Genomic DNA, 18,138 nt, shown 5'->3' with positions numbered 1-18,138 from the left:
CCCTTTTATTTTGTCCGTTTTTTCCAGCGGGCATACAAATCAATAAAGGCATTCCCCCACTGAATTACCTGGGTGACCTGCTCTGATTGTTTTGAAGAATAATTGGAAACGGAATCTGCTACACGACGGAATGAGTGGTTAACGTTATCCACCGATTCCCCAACATTTTGCAGCGATCCTACAAAACCATTAATACTCTCTGTTTTGGTCTGCACATCTTCCATAATAGTATTAGAACGATTAAGCATAGCCTCTGATTCTCTGGTAATGCCCTGTACCTGCTGCTCTACTTGTTCCATGGTATTACCTACGCGCTCCATCATCGTAGTCGCTGTTTTCAGCGTTTTCACGAGGAAAATAATTAGAACGGCAAAAGCGATCGCTGCGATTAGCGCGCTTATGTACCCTAAAATAGCCATATTACCATACACCTCCTGTCGCCATTTTACCACTATTTGTTTGGTTTGAAACTCCATTCTTCATAGAGGACCTTTCTGTTCCTCTGTTCCCTTTTCCCATAAAAAGTATGCATTCTGGATGAAAAAACAATCAATTTGATGACTGTTCAAATCTTCTTTGATATTAACATCAAAAGAACGGAAAGCTTTCGCTTCCCGTTCTTTTAATTTTATTGTTTGGAGGATTCAAGGTGAGCTTCATAGGCTCTCTGAAACTTTTGAATGTCTCCGGCTCCCATAAATAAAAGTACAGCATCATTGTGCGTTTCAAGCACCTGGACACCATCTTCCTGGATTATTTTTGCTCCAGGAATACGTTGTTTTAAATCATCGATACTCAGGCTTCCATCCTGTTCCCTGGCTGATCCGAAAATATCGCAAAGGTAAACATAATCGGCCATCTGCAGGCTGTCTGCAAAATCATCAAGAAACGCCTTTGTTCTTGAAAACGTATGCGGCTGAAAAACAGCTGCTACCGGCCGGCTCGGATACTTTTGTTTCGCTGACTCAATGGTAGCCCGGATCTCCGTAGGATGATGGGCATAATCATCAATCAATACCTGCGAACCGGAAATTTTTTCTGTAAACCGGCGTTTTACTCCGCTAAAAGAGGCCAGCTGTTCACGGATGATAGAAGCCGGTACCTCTTCATAGTGACAGATAGCAATAACGGCGAGCGCGTTTAAAATATGATGATTGCCATAGCCTGGAATCGTAAAACGGCCAAAACGGTCTCCGCGTATTTGAACATCGAAGCTGGTGCCGTTTTCGTCTACTGATATGTTTTCTGCGTTAAAATCATGTTTTCCTTCAATGCCATAGTAAACAATTGGTACGGAGGCGTGCAGCTTTTGAAGATGTTCGTCATCCCCACAGGCTACGATACCTTTTTTTACTTTTTGAGCCATTTCATTAAACGCCTGCACGACATCGTCTACATCAGAAAAATAGTCTGGATGATCAAAATCGATATTTGTCATGATGGCGTAATCAGGAACATAATTCAAAAAATGACGGCGGTATTCACAGGCCTCAAACGTAAAAAAGCGGCTGTTTTCCATACCCTTTCCTGTGCCATCACCAATTAAGTATGAGGTTGGCTTGTACGCCTCGAGCACATGGGCTAACAGACCGGTGGTCGTCGTTTTGCCGTGAGAGCCTGCCACTGCTATCGACGTAAAATTCTGAAGAAATTCTCCTAAAAACTGAGGGTATGAATGAACCTCCAGCCCTGACTGCTTTGCCTTTTTCACTTCTTCGTGGGTATCACCATAAGCTGCTGAAGCCACTACTGTCTGCCCTTCCTGGATATTATCAGCCTGAAAAGGAAGAATAGAGATATTTTTCTTTTCAAGAGGCTGCTGGGTAAAAAATGTTTTTTCAACATCCGAGCCCTGTACAGTGTGGTTCATATCGTGCAGAATCTGAGCAAGAGCACTCATGCCGGATCCTTTAATTCCAATAAAATGATAATTAGACATATTGTCTTCCTCCGTTCTTTCAAAAAACCTTGCCGCCGAAACGCACAGGTGAAAGAGATCGTTTTTCATGGTGTGTATCATATGTAAACATACTTATCCTATTATAGCAAAAACCTCTAGTTCCTCCAATGGAACGACCTGAATTGGGCAGAAAAGGCTGACTCCCGTCTTCGTTTACGATTAAAAACTAACAGACGGGAGCGCAAACTGCAGCCAGGAAGCCCCTTTTTCTTTATGCCATCGAATGTACTCTTCCTTCTGGTAAGCTTTTTCCGCCTCAAGCATCAGTGCCTGAAAACCTTCGCCAGCGGGACGGAGCGGTACTGCCTGTCCCAGGCGGGTGTCCTCAAAACCTACACGTGCTGTCCGGACAAGCCAGGTAGCAGATGCCGCCGGCTCCAAAGCAGCGTCCTGCTGCAGCCGGTTTGAAAATTCCTGCTTCCCAACTGCTCTAACCCAGTAGTTTTTTTCATTCAATTCCACTGGCAGCCAGGAGGCCGTTAAAAGCAGACCGCCGAGCTGGAGGTCCATTCGGGTTCTTGCAGACAGCGTCTGCTTTAAAAACATATCAAATAAATGCGTTCCGATAATAGTTACATAGTCATACGAAAACCATTCCTCAAACAGCATATCCCACGGTTTCTTTTCCACCTGCTCCACCGCAAGTCCTGTCTGTTCCGCAAAAAGATGCTTGGCACGCACCTTTTCGCGCAGATTCGTATTTTCATCTTTCCAGGCTTTAAATGCTGCGAGCAGGCCTTCGAGGCGCCGGTCCGCTTCTGCCTGCCGGCGCTGTCGATACCTTTGTATATCCGAACGCACGGCCAAGAACTCCTTTCCAGGGAAATTAATATTCAACGAGCTCCATTCGATTATTCGGACGGTATTTCCGCCCAGCTTTAGCTTCATGTTGTCCATTTAACAACACATTATCACCTGTAAAACCGATATGGATTTTTAACAGGCTGCTGCCAATACCATAAATATCAACAGGAACGTCTTTAGCTTCATATTCCTCAATGCGGGCAGCGTTGAAACCACCACTTACCATTATTTTAACATGCTGAAAACCTTCTTGGTCCAACACTCTTCGTAAGGCAAAAATCAATTCGGGGTTGGCACCGGTGGGATTGAAGGAGCCAAGCACTTCCGGATGCCGGCAGAAATATTGATCCACCATACTGCCCGATGTATCGAGACGCACTGTCTGAAGCTCGCTGCCGAACTCTCTCGCCACTTTCAGGGAATCGGTAATAACATCATTATTATAATCCACCAGTGCTACGAGTTCATCTTCAGGGAATGTTTCTTTGTAGGCGCGGGTTGCCTGGATAATATCCCCCTCGAAAAGCTGGAGAAGGGCGTGTGGCATTGTGCCCATTCCCTTTTTGCCCCACCATTCGCTCATCGCATGAGTTGCCTGGGCCTTGGAACCGCCAATAAAAGCGCTGTAACCGTCTCCTGCCTGCTGCGTGAAGTGATCATCCCGATCACCCATAAAAATTACAGGCTTTTTTCTTCCTGAGGTTTTTGCTGCATTCACAACGTTAAACACATTCGTAGCCACAGACGTACGCCTCGCAAGTATACCGTCGATCAGGCCTTCGAGAAAGCCGAAATCCTGGTATTTTCCTTCCACTGTCATCACTGTTTCATACGGTTCAATTTTGTTGCCGTCTTCAAGGGCATAAATGACAAGTTCTTCCGGGTTGGAAGAGAAGGTTTTAACTAAAGCCACCGCTTCATCCGCTCCGCACAAAACGGCGTGATCCTTTTGAAAAAACTGCATCAGCACACGTTCTTCCGGCTTATATTTCTCCGCAATTTTTTTGGTCTTCAAGAAGTATACTGCGGAAAACCAGCCTTCCTTTACCCGTTCATCAAATTTAAATGTTTCGTTTGTTAATCGTTTTTGTTTTCCTTGCAGTTTGAGTTCAATTTCTTTCATAACAGCTGCTCCTTAACCTATGTATCAGAATAAGAGCCCGTGATTTTCCACGGGCTGCTTCTTTTTATTCTATTTATCATATATAACCTTCCACACGAAAGCAAGCCTATACTGATTCTTCCCATTCCTGCCGGGTGACTAATACATTACGCGGCTTGCTTCCTCTCGCCTCTGATACAATCCCACGGTTTTCCATCGTATCAATCAGCTTGGCCGCGCGATTATATCCTAAAGAAAACCGGCGCTGCAGCTGGGAGGCGGAAGCCTGCTTCTGATCAATGACGAATTCACACGCGTTATCATAGAGGGGATCCTGGTGTTCTTCTTTTTCCAGATGCTTTTGGAGCTCCTCTTTTTGGAACTGATAAACGGGTTTTTTCTGTTCTTTTACATAATCTGTCACGGCGTCTATTTCTTCATCTGTCACAAATGTGCCCTGCACACGTGTTGGCTTGGAGGCCCCATTCGGATAGAAAAGCATGTCACCCTTGCCAATTAAACGCTCAGCACCTCCCCCGTCCAGAATAGTCCGTGAGTCGACCTGTGAGGACACAGAAAATGCTATTCTGGTTGGAATGTTTGCTTTAATAAGGCCTGTGATGACATCCACTGATGGACGCTGCGTTGCCACAAGCAGATGCATACCGCAGGCCCTTGCTTTCTGGGCAATACGGCAGATCGCATCCTCCACATCCTGCGGCGACACCATCATCAGGTCTGCCAATTCATCAATTACAATGACAAGGTAAGGCATTTTATCAGCCGGCCGCCCCTGTTTTTCCATGCGCTCATTGTATTTTTTCATATCGCGCACGCCCTCCCGGGCCAGGCGTTCGTAGCGGTCTTCCATTTCCTGGACCGCCCATTTCAACGCTCCCGTGGCTTCCTTGGCGTCATTGATCACCGGTGTAATAAGGTGAGGAACATCACGGTACGAAGCAAGCTCCACCATTTTAGGATCGATCAGCATCCACTTACATTCTTCCGGGGAAGATTTATACAGCAGGCTCAGCAGAATAGAGTTGATACACACACTCTTTCCTGAACCGGTAGCGCCTGCGATCAATCCGTGCGGCATGTTTTGCAGATCGGCGATGACCGGATTGCCGCCAATGTCGAGACCCATGGCTACTGAGAGCGGCGATTGATGATTTTTAAATACGTCCCGGCGGAGGATTTCCCGTAAAAATACCGGCGCGGACGTCGGATTGGGCACTTCAATGCCAATAGCATTCTTTCCCGGGATAGGCGCTTCCATTCTTAAATCCTTCGCAGCGAGCGCCATTTTAATGTCATCTGTCAGATTAGTCACTTTTGTTACTTTTACTCCCGGCGCAGGCTGAACTTCAAACCTTGTAACCGATGGCCCTTTTGTAATCTGGGAAACCTTTGCATCCACATGGAAGTTTTTCAGTGTGGTTTCAAGCTGTTCTCTCTGTTCTTCAAGTTCGCTCTGGTCTTCGTCCTCTTTTTTAGGAGGAATATTGAGCAGCTGAAGCGATGGAAGCCGGTATCCCTTTTGCTTTGACTGCTGTCCGGCTGAACGCTTGTCCTTAGGATACATCATGACATTAAACGGGGTGGACGTAGAGGCCCGCTTGCTGCCGGTTTGTTTTTTCACCGGTGCTGCTGCCGGCCTTTCTTTCACTGACGAAGGTGAAGCAGCTGTTGGTTCTTCTGTTTTCGTTTCGCTTCTGCCCGCGGGCAGTTCGTTTTTTTCCGGAGCTGGCCCCGGACTATTTTCTACTGCTGCCGGCCTTATTTCCTGCACATCCTCTACAATGGCATCTGGAGTTTTTTCTTCTTCCCATGGAATAGAGACCGCCTGAGACTCCTGATCTTTTTCCGGAACCTCTGCTTCGACGGGCTCTTTATCAGCTGCTTCCTCCGGTTCTATTTCAAACGCAGTACCTGAAGGAAACAGTTCAGGATCCTTTTTTTCTTCTGACTCAGGTTCATCCTCCGGCGTACTGTTCTCTGCTTGCTGGTCTTTCTCTGCAGTGTCCCATTTCCCGCTTCTTTGCGCCCTGCTGATTTCCATAAAGCGGTCGGTGTCTTCCTGCAGAATAGAAGGAGCCCGGCGTTTTCGACTGGCCTCTTTCTCCTCAACCTGCTTCGTTACGGATGAAGGTCTTCTCGCTCCCGTACGGATTGAATTCAGGAAAGCGATATCCTCCCGAATCTGTTCCTGCACGGATGTTTCCTTTCTTTCTTCCGCCTCCGGATCTCTTAAATTACCCGGATGCAGCTCGGCCTGCTGATACCCAAAGATAGGGGAAGGGATACTGCCTGCTTCAAAGTTTTTCCCCCGGAAATAGCCGGAATTCTCTGGTTCAGCCTTTTTTTCCTCTCTGGAAACAGATCGTTTAGAGCTTTTCCCACTGCGTTCCTGTTCTGCTTCGCCATGGCTGTAACTGGAGGAGGTGTGCGGTTCGGCAGGAGTGCCCGAAAGCTTTGCTGCGCTCGGCCGCTCAGGAGCCCGCGCGCTGCCCTTTTGTTTTTGTGCTTCCTCATAGCTTTTGGGATAAACATTAAACATCTTCACCGGCTCAGATTCCTGATACGTCATTCTCGCTATGTATGGAGGCGGATCCTCTCCGGAGCGCTTTACACGACTTTCACGGTTGTTGTCTTCTGGCTGTTCTTCATCGTTAAAAAGAAAATGCTGCATTCTTTTCATCCATTGTTGAAAGGATGACGGCATTTTCAACCCCTCCTTTTCTTACCGGACCTTTTTAAGTTTACTTTTTGTACCTGCACAAGAAAAACCCCTAGCACGACTAGCGGTTTTTCATTCACTTACTACACGGAGGCCGAAACCGGGCGTTCGTGATACTGCTTATAAAAGTCCTCTCCTGTCTCATACGCATCACCGAGAACGAGGATACCTTTTTCTGTCTGCTTTTCCGGCAGGGCAAGCTCAGATACAGAGCAGATCATGCCGGTAGAAGTCACACCACGGAGCTTCGATTTTTTAATTTTCATCCCTGAGGGCATAACTGCCCCTGGTACTGCTACAGCTACCTTTTGTCCTTTATCCACGTTCGGTGCCCCGCAGACAATTTGAAGCGTATCTGCTCCTGTGTCCACCTGACAGACACTCAATTTATCTGCATCCGGATGCTGTTTTTTCTCCGTTACATAACCCACCACAAATTCGGACTGGGTCGGTACTTCAAGCGAACTGTCTATATTGTTTTCTTTCAGGGCGTTATTAACGAGCTGGATATGACCTGAGTCCGCTGCTATTCTGCCCGTTCCTGTAATTTCTCCGTAGGAGGAGGCATTAAAAATATGGTAGCCTGCTGTTTCTTTGGTTGTAGAATGCGTAAGCACGGCCACATCTCCATGTCTTACCGTTTCACGCTGTTTTGAGTTTATTGGTTTTAAAGAGATGAGAAGTACATCCCCAATTCCTTTTGGATTATAAAAAATATTCATTCGTTGAGGCTCCTTTTCGCTAACTTAACTTTTATTGTATCACAGCTTGAACGCTCCCGCGAATCAGGTTTTAGGGCGTTTTCTAGCCAAAATAAAGATCGGTTCGAATTCTCCGTTTTCATACATAAACGGAAGAGCCGTAATCGGCACCCGGCCGTCGTTAAAAAAGCGGAAAGCCATCTGTCCAAGCACATCGTATCCGTTATCGTTTGTGATATCTGCAATAATAAAGACGTCGTTATGAGGCACTGCTACTGCCATATCACCCTGCACATCTTCAGCTATACTCTGCAGTAAAGCTTCGTTTAATATGCGGCTTGCGTCATAGCCGTCATTGGTATTAATAAAATAAAACGTGTTTCCGGCCACCGTATCCTTTTTCATCGGCACTTCCAGCTTTTTCACATTATTGCGGGCAGCCCGGCGGATGCTTTCCGTTTCTACCTTTTCGGCTTCGAGCGTCTCCTGTTCAATCAAGGAATATGCTTCTCCCATATCAAGGGCGTAAAAAATTCTTGTTTCCGCTGTATGGTCGTCCCATACGAGCTCCTTCCCGTCCTTCGTTTCGGTTGGAAAAGAAGTCGAACGTATTACCGGATAAATATATTGCTCCTGTCCGGAAAGTGAAACATCACGTTCCATGGCTCGAAACGAGGTATCTATATAATGCACGACCTCTTCCACAGCCTTTTCTCCTTCACGTTCATATTTTGCTGCCCATTTGCTTAAATCCAGATCAACTCCGGTTTTCAGCTGCTTGTGCTCGACCCTCAGTGAGCTTTGTTCATCATCATATTTAAACGTACGGGAATTGTCGTCTTTCAGTCGTTCCCGCAGTATGCGCTGTAGCTTTCGTACTTCCATTCTTATCGCTCCTCTTGAACATTCTTAATTCTATCGTAACATGAGCAGAGGTGTACTCCCACACTCGTGCTTACTGGCAAAAAAAGACTGTCCCATTTTTAGGGACAGTCTTTTTCATCTTTATGAACCGGCGTTGACTTTTTCCAGTGATTCATTCAGGAAATGCTGGACTTCTTCCGGCGTCTTCCGCTGCTTACTTACGAAACGGTGCACCTCTTCTCCGTTATGAAAAGCAAGAAAACTAGGTATGCCCATCACTCCGTAATCAATGCATACATCCATAAGCTCGTCACGGTCCGCTTTGTAGAAGCTAAACTGATCATACTGCTGTTCGATTTCCGGCATCGCCGGATCAATATACGTGCAGTCCGGGCACCATCCGGCTGAGAACATAATCACTGTATTCCCGTTATCAATAGCTTTATTGAAGGATTCCTGTGTAGTTAAATTTTCCATTGTTTTGCCTCCCTTAAATTAATCCATACAGAAAAGGTTACTCCTCCCGTATCTTCATATCCCCCATTCTAATCCAATTTCGTTTGCGCATCCACTCTGACAAACCGAGACTGATCAATGCGGGAGCAACGACATGAAGAAGCAGTACTGCACCAAGTACCTCAAAGGAAAAACCCATCGTCTGGAAGGTCATAATCTGGCCAACCAGGCCGCTCGTTCCCATACCGGCGCCTGCCGCATTATTTTCCATCATAAAGACCATTGTGGAAAAAGGGGCAACGGCCATACCGGCAACCGTCGGAGGAATCAGAATGAGCGGCCGCCTCACAACGTTTGGAACCTGAAGCATAGATGTACCAATACCCAGAGCGGCCAGGCCCGAAAATTTATTTTCCCGAAAGCTGCTGGCTGCAAAACCAACCATCTGTGCTGCACATCCAACAGTCGCTGCCCCGGCGGCAATACCGTTCAGATCAAGGATGATGGCAATAGCGGCACTTGAGATCGGAGCTGTCAGGGCAAGCCCCATAAGTCCGGCAACTAAAATGCCCATAATAAGCGGCTGCCGTTCTGTGGCCCATACAATTAAATCTCCAAAACCTGTCATAAATGCCTGAATGCCCGGGCCGAGAAGCTGTGCTATTCCATAGCCGGCAATAATCGTCACAAGCGGCGTTACAATAATATCAAGACGTGTCTCTTTAGATATCAGCTTACCCAGCTCCACTGAAACGAGAGCTGCGATGAAAGCACCTGCCGGGCCCCCGAGCTCCGCGCCGGCAGCCCCCGTAGCTACGGCAGAAAAAACAACCAGCGGCGGCGCCTGCAGTCCATATGCCACTGCTACACCAATCGCCGGCCCCATTAATGAAATCGCAAGCGTACCCATGTTGTCAAAAAAAGCAAGACCGAGCTGTTGGCCTATTGTCTGAATGATTAAACCGATAATTAACGACGCAAACAAACCAAGCGCCATATAACTCAACGCTGTAATTCCATATGTCTTTACACTTAAGTTTACACCCTTTTTCAAAAAAAATGAACGCATCCACTCTCTCCTTTTCTTTTTTCCCATTGTAACCATATTTTAATTTAATGAAAAGGCGCCGTCTAAAGCCGGCGCCCAGTTTGATATATCCACTGTCCGTAAAGCAGAGAGACGATGTGATGAAATAGGGCAGTCCGGTCTACCTGCCCGGCCGTTAAAATACCGATAGCTCCGTCATTTTGATGAACATTTTCCAGCTGCGTATAGTAGTCCACTGCCGTTTTCAATTCCACTCCATCATGAAGCATAGCAGCAATACGTTCCGGAAGCAGTATACGGGCCCCGCCTGCTGTCCATACACCACTTCCATCCGTAAGTGCCCCCCAGCTGCACAAATATACATCCTTTCCTTCGGGCCGCACGCCGCCTTCAAGTCCTATGCCCAGATCAGCGTTTTTTTGTGCATACCTTGCCCGGTTCACAGCACCTTCTCTTGTTTCCTGATCAGAAAATGGCTGGTCACTTACTCCTGAAACAGCGGAAACGCCCGCCACAGAAAAGTCCGGGCTCAACACCTGGCGGACAGCCGCCACCTTTACAGCATTTTCTGATCCCACCATAGCCCTTTTCAACTTCAGACTCCTTTATGAATCATATCAAGGGCCTGCTGGTCTGTAGTCCGCACGAGCTTCGTCAGCAGCTCTTTTGCTGCAGCGTAATCATCCACGTGCAGCAGTGAAGCAGAGGTGTGAATATAGCGGGAGCAGACACCGATAACGGCAGACGGAATACCTTCATTGGCCATATGCACCCGCCCGGCATCCGTGCCTCCCTGGGAAATAAAGTACTGGTAAGGAATGCTGTTACTTTCTGCTGTATCGAGAACAAAGTCCCTCATACCGCGGTGAGTAATCATCGTCTGATCAAATATGCGCAGCAGTGCTCCCTTGCCCAGCTGGCCGAAGGCATCCTTACCTCCTGTGGAATCGTTCGCCGGACTTGCGTCCAACGCATAAAAAATATCCGGCTGAATCATTTGGGCAGCTGTCTGTCCTCCGCGAAGTCCTACTTCCTCCTGCACTGTAGCACCTGCATAGAGCGTGTTCGGAAGGTTTTCATCATAAACTTCCTTCATCAGTTCGAGTGCGAGCCCGACTCCGTACCGATTATCCCAGGCCTTCGCCATAATTTTTTTCTCATCCGCCATCGGGGTGAATGGGCACACCGGAGACACCGGCATTCCCGGACGGACGCCGAGTTGCTCTGCATGCTCACGACTGTCGGCTCCAATATCGATAAACATTTGATTTAACGGCATAGGCTTTTCACGCTGCGCCGGTTCAAGCAGGTGCGGTGGTGTGGATCCAATCACCCCCGGCACACTTCCTTCCTCTGTATAAACCTGGACACGCTGCGCAAGCAGAACCTGGCTCCACCAGCCGCCAAGCGTTTGGAACCGGATCATTCCGTTTTCATCAATGGATTTGACCATAAAACCAACTTCATCCATATGGCCGGCTACCATAACCTTCGGCCCTTCCTGCCCACTGCGCTTCACTCCAAACAAACTACCGAGCCGGTCCTGCACGATCTCATCACTTACCGGTTCAAGCTCTTTTTTCATATATGTACGGATCTGATGTTCAAATCCCGGCACCGCCGGTGTCTCTGTTAGATACTTAAACATATCGAGTGTTTGCTGCTTCATAAAATACCCCTTTCAATTATCAGGCTCTGCCTAATTTTCATTTTATCGGACGAGTCACGTTTTTACCACTATTGAAAACGGGTATGTATTTGGATATACGCATTATTTGCGGTATACTGAGTAAATAAGAAATGGAAAGGCAGGGACATAATAATGAATACAAAGAATATTCTTATTGGAGTAGGTCTTGGTGTTGCTTTGGGGATTTTGGTTAAGCAGTTCACTAAGAAAGATGAAATTTCCCCGGAAAAGGCGCTGAAGACAGTAAAGGAAAACGTACAGGATCACCTTCCAGTCAACGGCTCCTGGATCCATATGACGCCGGAAACGTATAAAAAAGACGATCTGGAGTACAAAGTTTACCGCGGCGGCCTTTCAAGCACCAATCAGGGAGAGACCCGTCAATTAGACTTTATTGTTGATGCTGAAACTGGTACTATTTTAGAATTGAGCTCTTAATTCAACATAGCCCCGGGCCCTTCAAAAAGGGCCGGGGCTTTTTAGGCTCTATAATATTTGTTGGGGTACAGACACAAAAAAACACGCAGACTCCGATATCCGTTATACTTGCGTCGACGAAAACCAAGCAGGATAGGAGTTGCGTGCATATGTATAGTAACATAACGATCCCCGGCCTCCAAGGGGTAAGGGTCCTCCACACCGACGAACGGGAAGGAATGGTGCACCTTCAGGTGGCGGTGCCCCGGAAACGGTCCCGGTGCCCAGCCTGTGGCACGTGGACCCGGCGGGTCCACGATTACCGGTGGCAGCGGGTGCAGCATACGGCCTGGTTTGAACGGCCAACCGTGCTTCATTATCGTCGGCGGCGGTACGCCTGCCCCTGCGGGAAGCGATTTGCTGAAGCTAATCCACTGGTCGATCGGTATCAGCGGCACAGCCGGGAATGGAATCAGGCCCTCGGCCTCCGGCTGGTCACCGGCAAGAATTTCACCGATACAGCCCGCCAGTTTTCCACGTCAGTCACGACGGCGCTGCGCCGGTTTGACGAGTTGGCTTCCCGGACGCTCCCGCACGTGGAGCAGCTGCCACGGGTGATTGCCGTCGACGAGTACAAAGGCGACACGAGCGCCGGCAAGTATCAGCTGTTGGTGGCGGACGGGGCTACCGGACGTCCGGTCGACATTTTGCCGGACCGGAAGAAAGAGACACTGAAGCAGTACCTGCAGCAGAAAGGCGGCCAGGTGGAGGTGGTCGTGATGGATATGAGTGCGCCCTTTCACCAGGCGGCCCGGCGGGCCCTGAACCGTCCGATCATCGTGGCGGACCGGTTTCACGTGCACCGGCACGTGTACTGGGCTCTCGAACGGGTCCGGCGCCGCGTGCAGCACACCCTGTCGTCCTACCACCGCAAGCGGTGCAAACGGCTGAAGCACGTGTTTACCAAAAAAGCCGAAGACCTCACCGCCCAACAGGTGAAGATCCGGGACTATTACCTGGCCGAGTCGGAAGAGCTCCGGACGGCATATGAACTCAAAGAAGCCTTTCGGGCCTGGTTTGAGCGGAGCAAGCGCCGGATGACAACCGGCCAGGCCGGCGCGATCCGGGATGATCTGTACGCCTTCTACCGGCAGGTGGAAGCGAGCGGGTGCCCGGACATGGCCCAGGCTGCCGCCACCGTCCGGCGCTGGCAGACCGAAATCCTGAACAGTTTTACGTTCGATTATCACAATGGCACCGTGGAAGGACTGAACAACCAGACCAAGGTGATCAAACGGAACGCCTTCGGGTTCCAGCGGTACGACCGCCTGCGGGCCAAAGTGTTATTGCATCATCAATATAAATGGTCGCTCGCCGGATAATGGAGGGGGTCACCCCAACATTAGACATAGAACCGCTTTTTATTTCCATCGAAACAAAAAGAGAGGCTGCGTAGGTAGCAGCCTCTCTTTTGTATTAATTACGATGCTTCTTTTTTCTCTTTGGAGTCCTTGTAATCCTGTACTTCGTTTTTCGACTGCTCCAGCGGTTTCTTCAAAATCGCCAGCATAACCATGGTCACGAGTGATCCAATAAGAATCGCGAGGAAGTATAGGAAAACCCCTCCGCCCTGGACAGCATTCAGGAAGAATACGAGAAATCCTCCGTGCGGGGCAAGCAGTTCCACGTTAAAGAACATGGCCAGACCGCCTGCTACTGCAGAGCCAGTAACGATGGAAGGAATCACCCGGAGAGGATCCGATGCCGCAAATGGAATAGCACCCTCTGTAATGAAAAATGACCCGAGTGCATAGTTTGTATACCCAGCCGAACGCTGCTCTTTCGGAAAACGGTTCTTAAAGAACGTGACCGCAAGCGCAATACCAAGCGGAGGCACCATTCCACCAGCCATTACAGCTGCGTGCGGGGCATAAATACCCTGTCCGATTAAGGCTACACCGACAGTGAAGGCCGCTTTATTGAACGGTCCGCCCATATCGATTGCCATCATGCCGCCAAGCAGGATTCCAAGCAGTACCAGGTTGCTTGTACCAAGGCCTGTGATCCAGTCCTGAAGAGCTGTATTCAGGAAAGCAACTGGTGTAATAAACACATAATACATCAGAAGACCGGTGATCAAAATGTTTATTACTGGATAAAATAGAATCGTTTTAATTCCATCAAGTACCTGTGGAAGTCCAGACATAGCCTTCTTCACACCAAGAGCAACATACCCGCCGAGGAAACCGGCAATAATACCGCCAAGGAAACCGGCTGTGGCGTTCTCAGCCCCCGGAATGCCCTGAGTTGACATGAAGCCGCCAACCATTGCCGGCATAAAACCAGGCCGGTCTGCGATGCTCATACCGATAAAGCCGGCAAGCACTGCTACAAATAATCCAAACGCATATTGGCCGCCAATCGCATTCAGGGCCTGGGCAAATCCATTAAACTGCTCATTTTCCGGATCTGCTGAGTTAATCCCCCAGAAGAAAGAAAGTGCGATAAGAATTCCGCCGCCGATAACAAATGGCAGCATGTTCGAAACCCCGTTCATCAGGTGGCGGTAAATAGCATTACCAACGGCTTTTGCTCCGCCTCCACCGCCGGTGGAAGCCGGTTCGTCATCCGACGAAGAGCTTCTTCCAGAGCCCCGGTATCTCGAAAATTCACCGTTCACAGCCTGATTGATCAGCTGCTCCGGTTTACGGATTCCATCCGTTACCTTCGTGGATAAAAGCGGTTTGCCGTCAAAGCGTTCCATTTCAATTTTTGTATCAGAGGCTACGATAATTGCTTCCGCGTTTGCAATTTCCTCAGAGGTTAGGCGGTTTTTAACCCCACCGGAGCCGTTCGTTTCCACTTTAATGGAAACACCAAGCTCCTTTGCCTTATCCTTAAGCGCATCTGCTGCCATATACGTGTGTGCGATACCCGTCGGGCAGCCGGTCACTGCAAGAATTCTTGGTGTGCTGCTGTCTCCGGCAGCCTGGGCTGAAGAAGCTTCTGTCTCTTCTTCCTCATCGCTTCCAAGCTTGTCTCGTTCTTTTGCGTCCACAGCCGCCATGATCTCGTCTTCGGATTCTGCATTCAAGAGATCCTGGCGGAAGTTTTCATCCATCAGCAGCGTAGATAAACGGGACAATGTAGTTAAATGTGCTTCGTTCGCTCCTTCTGTCGCTGCAATCATGAAAAACAGATGTGCCGGCTGGCCGTCCAGTGATTCATAATCTGCGCCTTCCTGCGAACGGCCGAATGCAATGGCCGGTGTATCTACAGCGCCTGTCTTTGCGTGAGGAATGGCGATGCCTTCGCCGATACCGGTTGAGCTCTCTGATTCTCTTTTTTCAATCGCTTCCTTAAAAGCCTGTCGGTCATTTAAGCGGCCGGCAGTGTCAAGCTTGTTTACCAGTTCATCAATCACTCCGGCTTTGTCTGTCGAAGACAGCGAAAGCAGCACGGTATCTCTTTTTAATAGATCTGTAATTTTCATTCTGCTCACCCCTTTAAGCTTGATTGGTTTCTTCGCTCTCCAGCGAACGAATAGTTATTTTCTGACTTAGCTCTTCTACTTCTTCTTTCGTACAGAATGTTTCCGAAAACGCGGTAGCGCTTCCGGAAGCTACTGCTTTGTTCAGCACCTGATCCGGAGCCAGACGTTCCGTAATTCCGGCAGCAAATCCAGCAACCAGGGAGTCCCCTGCTCCAACGGAATTCACGGCTTTTTGTTTTGGTACGGAAGCATGGAGGGTTTGCGATTTATTAATATATACCGCTCCTTCTCCTGCCATCGATATAACCACGTGTTCAATATCAAAATCCTCCAGAAGCTTTCGGCCATATACCGCAGCGTCTTCTACGCTGTTTACTTCCACTTCGTACAATTCTGCCAGTTCAAGATGGTTCGGCTTAACGAAATAAGGACGGCCTTTCAATGCCTCGCCGAGCGCTTCTCCGCTCGTGTCCAAATATACCCGGACTCCTTTATTTTTCACCCGCTCCATCATCTCCAGATAAATGCTGTGAGAAAGAGAAGAAGGCACGCTGCCCGCGAGTATTAATTCATCTTCCTGCGTAAGCACATCCAGCTTCTGATACAGCGCTTCCACATCTTCGCGCGAGACGCCCGGGGAAGCCCCGTTAATTTCTGATTCCTGACCGCCGCGAATTTTAACATTAATTCTTGTGTCCTCTTCAACCTGCACAAAATCTGTTTGGATATTTTCGTTTTCCAGGCTTTCTTCAATATAACGGCCGGTAAAGCCGCCTACAAAACCCAATGCAGTAGACTGTTGTCCGAGTCTTTGCAGCACTCTCGAAACGTTAATACCTTTGCCCCCCGGATATTTCAAATCATTTTTCGAGCGGTGGATACTGCCCGGAATAAACTCTTCCAGCTCTATCACGTAATCAATCGCCGGGTTCAGCGTTACTGTGTATATCATGTACTCACGACCTTCACATCTGTGTATTTCTTCAAGTTTGTCCGTTCATCGTCCCGCAGTCTGTCCGACGTAATCACTTCCGCTAAAGCAAGTTCACCAATGTTTGCAAACGTAATGGAACCAACCTTCGAATGATCTGCCAGCACATAGCTCCTTTCCGCAAGGTCGAGCGCTGTCCGTTTAACCACTGCTTCATCCGGATCCGGGGTTGTATACCCGTGAACGGGATGTACGCCATTAATGCCTAGAAAGCAGGCGTCAAAACAAAATTCCTTCAGTGCTTCTATAGCTTTAATTCCTACCAGTGCCCCTGTTCCCTGCTTGCCTTTGCCTCCGATAACGTACGTTTCAATGCCTCTTTCAAGCAAAAGCGGCACATGCGGAATACCATTGGTAACTACGACAAGATCCCGGTCCGCCAAATAAGGAATCATCTCCAGGGTCGTCGTCCCGGCGTCTAAAAAAAGGCACTCGCCAGGTTCAAGCAGGGATGCTGCAGCCTCTGCAATCTTTTTCTTTTCCCACTGGTTTACGCTGCTCTTTTCTGCGATAGTCGGCTCATTTCGGCGGCGCCTGGAGAGAGAAGCTCCTCCGTGTATCCGTTTAATCTGCTCATCAGATTCCAGTTTGGATAAGTCTCTTCGAACTGTTGCTTCTGAAGCACCGGTTAATTCCACCAGTTCATGAATGGAGGCAGTATCTTTAGTTTTTAAAATCTCGATGATTGTTTCCCTGCGCTCCGTGTGAAGCATTCTATTCTCTCCCCTCTCCGGCTCCGCCGTAAAAGCAACAGACATATGCGAAAGCTTTGATCGTTTTCTGCGTCTGTTTGTTTGATTAACTTCATTGTACACGCTTACTTAATCATAATCAATCAATTTTATTCAAAAACAATCAATTATTTTTGTTTTTTGATTGAAAATGACATTTTATGCTTTTGGTGTTGTCCTGTATTTCAGCACAAAAAAGCACGTCCCTTTTTTCAGAGACGTGCGCGAAGGTATATAAATGTTATCAGCTGTTATTCAGCTTTTCCCGGGTTACTGCTTCAACCACTTCTCCCGAGGGGTTAAACTTCAAAGCACGATACAGTTCATCGTGGTAGAACGTAAACCATGCATGACGCTGGCAGCCCCAGTTCATGTAGTGTTCTTTCATATACACCGAATCCATCGGGTAGTCATCATAAGCCGTCACCCAGAGAACATTCTGATGGGCATGCGTCGGCATATTATCAGCCATATGAATCAGCGTGCTGCTTTCATCTTCAATCAGGATAATGCTCATTCCGGCGCTGTGGCCGCCCGTATGAACCATCCGTATATTTTCGGTAAGCTGAAGCTCTGACTCAAACGTCTCCACCTGGTGGGCTACCGGCTTCCAGTTCTTTTCCCAGTACGTATTTCCTGAACGGATGTTTGGATTTTTCATTTCCTCCCACTCCGTTTCCGATACATGAATGACAGCATTTCGAAACACCGGAACACTCTGTCCCTGTTCCTCACGGGCAAGCCCCGAAGCATGATCAAAGTGCATGTGCGTCATCAATACAGCATCAATATCCGAGGCGTAAAGGTTCATATCCCTCAAGCTCTGCTCAACATTGGATTCTTCCGTTACGCCGTAGTTCCGCTGCTGCTTTTTGCTGAGCCGGCCATTTCCGAGGCCAGCATCAACCAGTATGTTTCTGCCCTCGCCCTGAATAAGCAGCGGATCGGTCGGCATCGGCACCTGATTGTTATCATTCACCGGATATTTTTTGGACCAGAGGGGTTTTGGGACCACACCGAACACAGCGCCCCCATCCATGTTGGTCACTCCGCCTTCAAGCCATGTAATTGTATAATTACCAATGGTTAACTGATTCATGACAGCAGTGCCTCCTTTTCCTAAAAGAAAGCGCCTATCACC

17 protein-coding genes are annotated in these 18,138 nt (G+C 48.4%); 2 read left to right on the top strand and 15 right to left on the bottom strand.

The genetic code is table 11. The annotated features are described in order from the left end of the window. Positions 1-5 precede the first annotated feature (5 nt). The 11 genes from SIC45_RS03220 to SIC45_RS03170 form a co-directional block, all read right to left on the bottom strand. On the bottom strand, positions 6-419 hold the full coding sequence (locus SIC45_RS03220; protein WP_022795220.1) for a DUF948 domain-containing protein: 414 nt from the start codon (positions 417-419) through the stop codon (positions 6-8). 209 nt (positions 420-628) lie between these two features. Then, complete coding sequence (gene murC / locus SIC45_RS03215) at positions 629-1,939, bottom strand: UDP-N-acetylmuramate--L-alanine ligase (RefSeq protein WP_298785371.1); 1,311 nt, start codon at positions 1,937-1,939, stop codon at positions 629-631. Between the two features lie 180 nt (positions 1,940-2,119). Further along, positions 2,120-2,761, bottom strand: a complete 642-nt coding sequence (locus SIC45_RS03210) for a hypothetical protein (RefSeq protein WP_319631056.1) — start codon at positions 2,759-2,761, stop codon at positions 2,120-2,122. 25 nt (positions 2,762-2,786) lie between these two features. After that, the gene (locus tag SIC45_RS03205; protein ID WP_319631055.1) at positions 2,787-3,887 is read right to left on the bottom strand and encodes a nicotinate phosphoribosyltransferase; all 1,101 of its coding nucleotides are present in this window, start codon (positions 3,885-3,887) and stop codon (positions 2,787-2,789) included. Positions 3,888-3,993: 106 nt separating this feature from the next. Next, positions 3,994-6,591: a DNA translocase FtsK gene (locus tag SIC45_RS03200; protein ID WP_319631054.1), complete on the bottom strand. Its 2,598-nt coding sequence runs from the start codon at positions 6,589-6,591 to the stop codon at positions 3,994-3,996. Between the two features lie 98 nt (positions 6,592-6,689). After that, positions 6,690-7,328, bottom strand: coding sequence for a YtpR family tRNA-binding protein (ytpR, locus tag SIC45_RS03195; RefSeq protein ID WP_319631053.1), 639 nt, complete (start codon positions 7,326-7,328; stop codon positions 6,690-6,692). A 63-nt stretch (positions 7,329-7,391) separates the two neighbouring features. After that, the gene (locus tag SIC45_RS03190) at positions 7,392-8,192 is read right to left on the bottom strand and encodes a DUF1444 family protein (RefSeq protein WP_298785366.1); all 801 of its coding nucleotides are present in this window, start codon (positions 8,190-8,192) and stop codon (positions 7,392-7,394) included. A gap of 120 nt (positions 8,193-8,312) precedes the next feature. Beyond that, the gene (locus tag SIC45_RS03185) at positions 8,313-8,648 is read right to left on the bottom strand and encodes a thioredoxin family protein (RefSeq protein WP_298785365.1); all 336 of its coding nucleotides are present in this window, start codon (positions 8,646-8,648) and stop codon (positions 8,313-8,315) included. Between the two features lie 37 nt (positions 8,649-8,685). After that, positions 8,686-9,696: a PTS sugar transporter subunit IIC gene (locus tag SIC45_RS03180; RefSeq protein ID WP_319631052.1), complete on the bottom strand. Its 1,011-nt coding sequence runs from the start codon at positions 9,694-9,696 to the stop codon at positions 8,686-8,688. A gap of 62 nt (positions 9,697-9,758) precedes the next feature. After that, the gene (locus tag SIC45_RS03175; RefSeq protein ID WP_319631051.1) at positions 9,759-10,268 is read right to left on the bottom strand and encodes a DUF84 family protein; all 510 of its coding nucleotides are present in this window, start codon (positions 10,266-10,268) and stop codon (positions 9,759-9,761) included. A gap of 2 nt (positions 10,269-10,270) precedes the next feature. After that, positions 10,271-11,344, bottom strand: coding sequence for a M42 family metallopeptidase (locus tag SIC45_RS03170; protein ID WP_298785362.1), 1,074 nt, complete (start codon positions 11,342-11,344; stop codon positions 10,271-10,273). A 153-nt stretch (positions 11,345-11,497) separates the two neighbouring features. On the opposite strand from SIC45_RS03170, the gene SIC45_RS03165 reads away from it, so the two are divergent. Then, positions 11,498-11,803 (top strand): PepSY domain-containing protein, encoded by a 306-nt coding sequence (locus SIC45_RS03165; protein ID WP_079475724.1) that lies wholly within the window; start codon positions 11,498-11,500, stop codon positions 11,801-11,803. Positions 11,804-11,946: 143 nt separating this feature from the next. After that, on the top strand, positions 11,947-13,164 hold the full coding sequence (locus SIC45_RS03160) for an ISL3 family transposase (protein ID WP_319630690.1): 1,218 nt from the start codon (positions 11,947-11,949) through the stop codon (positions 13,162-13,164). A 98-nt stretch (positions 13,165-13,262) separates the two neighbouring features. Here SIC45_RS03160 and SIC45_RS03155 read toward each other — a convergent pair whose 3' ends face one another. From SIC45_RS03155 to SIC45_RS03140, 4 genes are all read right to left on the bottom strand, one after another. Next, on the bottom strand, positions 13,263-15,275 hold the full coding sequence (locus SIC45_RS03155; RefSeq protein WP_319631050.1) for a fructose-specific PTS transporter subunit EIIC: 2,013 nt from the start codon (positions 15,273-15,275) through the stop codon (positions 13,263-13,265). Positions 15,276-15,288: 13 nt separating this feature from the next. Further along, the gene (pfkB, locus tag SIC45_RS03150; RefSeq protein ID WP_319631049.1) at positions 15,289-16,227 is read right to left on the bottom strand and encodes a 1-phosphofructokinase; all 939 of its coding nucleotides are present in this window, start codon (positions 16,225-16,227) and stop codon (positions 15,289-15,291) included. Continuing rightward, a complete protein-coding gene (locus tag SIC45_RS03145; protein WP_319631048.1) occupies positions 16,224-16,979 on the bottom strand; it encodes a DeoR/GlpR family DNA-binding transcription regulator in 756 nt (251 codons plus the stop codon). Before SIC45_RS03145 ends, pfkB begins: the two co-directional genes overlap by 4 nt. 262 nt (positions 16,980-17,241) lie before the next feature. Then, entirely contained in the window at positions 17,242-18,096 is an 855-nt protein-coding gene (locus SIC45_RS03140; RefSeq protein ID WP_319631047.1) for a YtnP family quorum-quenching lactonase, read from the bottom strand. Positions 18,097-18,138 lie beyond the last annotated feature (42 nt).

Origin of the sequence: Marinococcus sp. PL1-022 (assembly GCF_033845285.1) — a bacterium.
Taxonomy (GTDB): domain Bacteria; phylum Bacillota; class Bacilli; order Bacillales; family Marinococcaceae; genus Marinococcus.
The sequence above is the reverse complement of the archived record's forward strand: the minus strand, read 5'-3'. Positions and strand labels throughout refer to the sequence as shown.